Origin of the sequence: Streptomyces sp. FH025, from assembly GCF_017427025.1 — a bacterium.
Classification (GTDB): Bacteria; Actinomycetota; Actinomycetes; order Streptomycetales; family Streptomycetaceae; genus Kitasatospora.
Genome location: NZ_JAFLNG010000582.1, coordinates 1 through 5,001, shown reverse-complemented (window position 1 = coordinate 5,001; position 5,001 = coordinate 1). Strand labels below are relative to the sequence as shown.

The 5,001-nt window shown below is 71.5% G+C and carries 5 protein-coding genes; 3 read left to right on the top strand and 2 right to left on the bottom strand.

From position 1 onward, the window contains the following. Nucleotides 1-31: 31 nt before the first annotated feature. Nucleotides 32-688, bottom strand: a complete 657-nt coding sequence (locus tag J0670_RS29840; protein WP_207814816.1) for a response regulator transcription factor — start codon at nt 686-688, stop codon at nt 32-34. Between the two features lie 428 nt (nt 689-1,116). Between J0670_RS29840 and pdhA the strand changes: the two genes are divergently transcribed. Genes pdhA through J0670_RS29825 form a run of 3 tightly spaced genes read left to right on the top strand, consistent with a single transcriptional unit; the run spans nt 1,117 to nt 4,715 of the window. After that, on the top strand, nt 1,117-2,271 hold the full coding sequence (gene pdhA, locus J0670_RS29835; protein WP_374223192.1) for a pyruvate dehydrogenase (acetyl-transferring) E1 component subunit alpha: 1,155 nt from the start codon (nt 1,117-1,119) through the stop codon (nt 2,269-2,271). Continuing rightward, the gene (locus J0670_RS29830) at nt 2,271-3,245 is read left to right on the top strand and encodes an alpha-ketoacid dehydrogenase subunit beta (protein ID WP_374223191.1); all 975 of its coding nucleotides are present in this window, start codon (nt 2,271-2,273) and stop codon (nt 3,243-3,245) included. Before pdhA ends, J0670_RS29830 begins: the two co-directional genes overlap by 1 nt. 15 nt (nt 3,246-3,260) lie before the next feature. Then, a complete protein-coding gene (locus J0670_RS29825; RefSeq protein WP_207814814.1) occupies nt 3,261-4,715 on the top strand; it encodes a dihydrolipoamide acetyltransferase family protein in 1,455 nt (484 codons plus the stop codon). 80 nt (nt 4,716-4,795) lie between these two features. On the opposite strand, the gene J0670_RS29820 is transcribed toward J0670_RS29825, so the two are convergent. Continuing rightward, the coding region (locus tag J0670_RS29820) for an LPXTG cell wall anchor domain-containing protein (protein ID WP_207814813.1) at nt 4,796-5,001 on the bottom strand (206 nt) is incomplete at its 5' end.

Below are 5,001 nucleotides of genomic sequence, written 5' to 3'. Positions count from 1 at the left end.
GACAAACCGTCAGAGTTGTGAATCGCCTTTATTAGTACTGGTGATCGGCCTGGTGCCGTGCCACGAAAGCGGCCGCCTGGGTGCGTCGCTCCATGCCCATCTTGGCGAGCAGACTGGAGACGTAGTTCTTCACCGTCTTCTCGGCCAGGTGCAACTCGTTGCCGATCTGACGATTGGTCATCCCCTCGCCGATCAGATCGAGGATCCGCCGCTCCTGCTTGGTGAGTTGGGACAGCCGCTCGTCCTCCTTCTCGCCGCCGTCGCGGAGCCGGGCGAGCACCCTGCTGGTGGCCACCGGGTCGAGCAGCGAGCGGCCGGCCGCGACGTCCCGGACGGCGGTGATCAGGTCGGTGCCGCGGATCGCCTTGAGGACGTAGCCGGAGGCGCCCGCCATGATCGAGTCGAACAGCGCCTCGTCGTCCGAGAACGAGGTCAGCATCAGGCACTTGATCTCCGGCAGCCGGGAGCGGATCTCCCGGCAGACCTCGACCCCGTTGCCGTCCGGCAGCCGGACGTCGAGCACCGCGACGTCGGGGTGGACCGCCGGGATCCGGGTGAGCGCCTCGGCGGCCGTGCCGGCCTCGCCGACCACCTCGATGTCGTCCTCGACCGAGAGCAGATCGTGCACGCCCCGCCGGACGACCTCGTGATCGTCGAGCAGGAAAACCCTGATTCGTCCGTTATCCATCACGCCCAAAGCCTCCCATATCACCGTACAGAAGACCTATCGTTCACATCGCCGTAAAGACGTGATCCGGCCAGAGCCGACCGAAACAGATACCGAGAACCCCCTTACGCGAGGGCGTCCGCCCGGATAACGTGCGCTGGTGTCCTGAAGGCGCTCGAATTGAGAGCTGCGTCACGCCGACCGTCACCCCCACCCACCGACGGCGAGCCGGGCGCGGCACCCTCGGGGTTGTAGGCCCTGAACAAGTAGGACGTCCTAGCGCAAGCGCGCCAAGGGCGGACGCTGGGTAACGTTCTCGTGAGGGACGCCGTCGGAACAGGATCACCACCTGCCACGCAGTAGGTGCGCACACCCACGCGCGCCCCGCGAGGCGGTGACCGGACCGGTCACCGGCGACCCCGGGCGGCCGGACAGACCGAGGAGTGAACGTGACCGTCAAAAGCACGGCGAGGGCTCGCAAGAAGGCGGCCCCCGGCGTCCCTGACACCCTCCGCGCCACGGGGACGGACGCCCAGCCGGAGCTCGTACAGCTGCTCACGCCGGAAGGCGAGCGGGTCGAGCACCCGGACTACCCCCTCACCACCACTCCCGAGGAGCTGCGCGCCCTCTACCGCGACCTGGTGCTGGTGCGCCGGTTCGACGGCGAGGCGACCGCGCTCCAGCGCCAGGGCGAGCTGGGCCTGTGGGCCTCGCTGCTCGGCCAGGAGGCCGCCCAGGTCGGCTCCGGCCGGGCCATGCGCACCGGCGACTACGCCTTCCCGACCTACCGCGAGCACGGCGTGGCCTGGTGCCGCGACGTCGACCCGCTGAACCTGCTCGGCATGTTCCGCGGTGTGAACCACGGCGGTTGGGACCCGAACGAGAAGAACTTCCACCTGTACACCATCGTGATCGGCGCGCAGACCCTGCACGCCACCGGCTACGCGATGGGCATCACCAAGGACGGCGCCGACGACGCGGTGATCGCGTACTTCGGCGACGGCGCCTCCAGCCAGGGCGACGTCAACGAGGCGTTCACCTTCGCCTCGGTCTACAACGCGCCCGTGGTGTTCTTCTGCCAGAACAACCAGTGGGCGATCTCCGAGCCCACCACCAACCAGACCAAGATCCCGCTGTACCGCCGCGCCTCCGGCTTCGGCTTCCCCGGTGTGCGGGTCGACGGCAACGACGTGCTGGCCTGCCTCGCGGTCACCCGCTGGGCGCTCGACCACGCCCGCAGCGGCAACGGCCCGGTGCTGATCGAGGCCTTCACCTACCGGATGGGCGCGCACACCACCTCCGACGACCCGACCCGCTACCGGCACGCCGAGGAGACCGAGGCCTGGAAGGCCAAGGACCCGATCACTCGGCTCCGCGCCCACCTGGAGAAGGAGGGCCTGGCCGACGAGGAGTTCTTCGCCGCCGTCGACGCCGAGAGCGAGCAGCTGGGGCTGCGGGTGCGCGAGGGCGTGCGGAGCATGCCGGACCCGGACCCGACGCTGATCTTCGACCACGTGTACAGCGAGCCGCACGCTCAGGTCGATGAGGAACGGGCCGAGTACATCGAGTACGCGGCCTCCTTCGAGGCGGGGGAGAACCACTGATGGCCGGTCAGCTCAGCATTGCCAAGGCGCTCAACGAGGCGCTGCGCAAGTCGCTGGAGAGCGACCCGAAGACCCTCCTGATGGGCGAGGACATCGGCAAGCTCGGCGGCGTCTTCCGGATCACCGACGGCCTGCAGAAGGACTTCGGCGAGGACCGGGTGATCGACACCCCGCTGGCCGAGTCCGGCATCGTCGGCACCGCGATCGGCCTGGCGCTGCGCGGCTACCGCCCGGTCGTGGAGATCCAGTTCGACGGCTTCGTCTACCCGGCCTTCGACCAGATCGTCTCCCAGCTGGCCAAGATGCACGCCCGCGCGCTCGGGCACGTCAAGCTGCCGGTCACCGTCCGCATCCCCTACGCGGGTGGCATCGGCGCGGTCGAGCACCACAGCGAGTCGCACGAGGCGTACTTCGCGCACACCGCCGGCCTGCGGGTGGTCACCCCGTCCAGCGCGCACGACGCGCACTGGATGCTGCGCCAGGCGATCGAGTCGGACGACCCGGTCATCTTCCTGGAGCCCAAGCGGCGTTACTGGGACAAGGGCGAGGTCGGTGCCGCCGCCGACCTCGGGCTGCACGACGCCCGGGTGGTCCGCTCCGGCACGGACGCGACGCTGATCGCGTACGGCCCGATGGTCAAGGTCTGCCTGGAGGCCGCCGCGGCCGCCGAGGAGGACGGCCGCCGGCTGGAGGTCGTCGACCTGCGCTCGCTCACCCCGGTGGACTTCGGGACGCTAGAGGAGTCGGTCAAGCGCACCGGACGGGCCGTCGTGGTGCACGAGGCGCCGGTGTTCCTGGGCATGGGCGCCGAGCTGGCCGCCCGGCTCACCGAGCGGTGCTTCTACCACCTGGAGGCACCGGTCCTGCGGGTCGGCGGCTACTACGCGCCGTACCCGCCGTCCAGGGTCGAGGAGGCCTTCCTGCCCGACCTGGACCGCGTGCTCGACGCCGTCGACCGCGCGCTCGCGTACTGATCCGGGGGAGCGAAGATGACCACCGAAGTTCGCTCGCTCCGCGAGTTCAAGATGCCCGACGTGGGCGAGGGCCTCACCGAGGCCGAGATCCTCAGCTGGTACGTCAAGCCCGGTGACACCGTCACCGACGGGCAGGTCGTCTGCGAGGTGGAGACCGCCAAGGCGGCGGTGGAGCTGCCGATCCCGTTCAACGGGGTCGTCGAGCAGCTCTTCTTCCCCGAGGGGGCGACGGTCGACGTCGGCACCGTGATCATCTCCGTGGCGGTCGCCGGGGAGGCGGGGGCCGCACCGGCCGCCGCGCCCGCGCCCGCTGCTGCCGCCGCTGCTGCCGCCGCTGCGGCTGCCACTGCGGCTGTTGCGGCGCCGGCCGCGGAGGCCGAGCCGGAGCGGCGGGAGGTGCTGGTCGGGTACGGCCCGCGCACCGGTACCGCCCAGCGCCGGGCCCGGCGGACGGCCACCAGGACCACGACGGGCACCGCGCCGAAGCCCGCTGCGGTCGTGCCCGCCCCGGGCGTGCCCGCTCCTGCTCCGGTCGTCGAAGTGCCGGTCGGGGAGCGGCCGTTGGCCAAGCCGCCGGTGCGCAAGCTGGCCAAGGACCTCGGCATCGACCTGCGCGCGGTCACCCCGACCGGTCCGAACGGCGTGATCACCCGCGAGGATGTGCACGCCCGCGCCGCGGCCCTGGCCGCCCCGGTGGCTCCGGTCGTCGAGGCCGTCGCGGCCGCCGTGGCCGAGCCGGTCGAGGCGCCGGTGCTCGTGCCCGCCGCGGGCGACGTCCGGGTGCCGATCAAGGGCGTCCGCAAGGCGACCGCGCAGGCGATGGTGGCCTCGGCCTTCACCGCCCCGCACGTCACCGAGTTCGTCCAGGTCGACGTGACCCGCACGATGAAGTTCGTCCGTCGGCTCAAGGAGAGCGGCGAGCTGGGCCGGGACGTCCGGGTCAGCCCGCTGCTGCTGGTCGCCAAGGCGCTGCTCACCGCGATCAAGCGGCACCCCGAGATCAACGCGCAGTGGGACGAGGCGGCCCAGGAGATCGTGATCAAGGGTCAGGTGAACCTCGGCATCGCCGCGGCCACCCCGCGCGGCCTGATCGTCCCGAACATCAAGGACGCCGGCTCCAAGACCCTCGGCGGCCTCGCCGCCGCGCTCGGCGAGCTGGTCGAGACCGCCCGCCAGGGCAAGACCTCGCCGGCCGACATGCAGGGCGGCACCGTCACCATCACCAACGTCGGCGTCTTCGGCGTCGACACCGGCACCCCGATCCTCAACCCGGGCGAGGCGGCCATCCTCGCCTTCGGCGCGGTCCGGGAACTGCCGTGGGTGCACAAGGGCAAGGTGGTCCCGCGCCAGGTGACCACGCTGGCGCTCTCCTTCGACCACCGCCTGGTCGACGGCGAGCTCGGCTCCAAGGTGCTGGCCGACGTGGCCGCGCTGCTGGAGCGCCCGAAGCGCCTGATCACCTGGGGCTGATACCTCGGTAGACGGGAAGAAGGGGCCCTCCTCCGCACCGCCGTGCGGAGGAGGGCCCCTTCGTCGTGCCCGTCCGTCGGTCAGCGCTGGTGGCGCAGGCGGCGGACGGCGATGAGGGCGCCGGCGCCGAGGGCGAGGAGGGCGGCGGAGGTGAGGGCGAGGAAGGTGTTGCTTCCGGAGGAGCCGGTGTGGGCGAGCTCGGGGGTGCCGGCCGGCGCGGTGGTGGCCGGCGCGGCGGACGGGGTGGCGACGGGCGCGGCCTCGGGCTCCTTGGCGACGGGTTCGG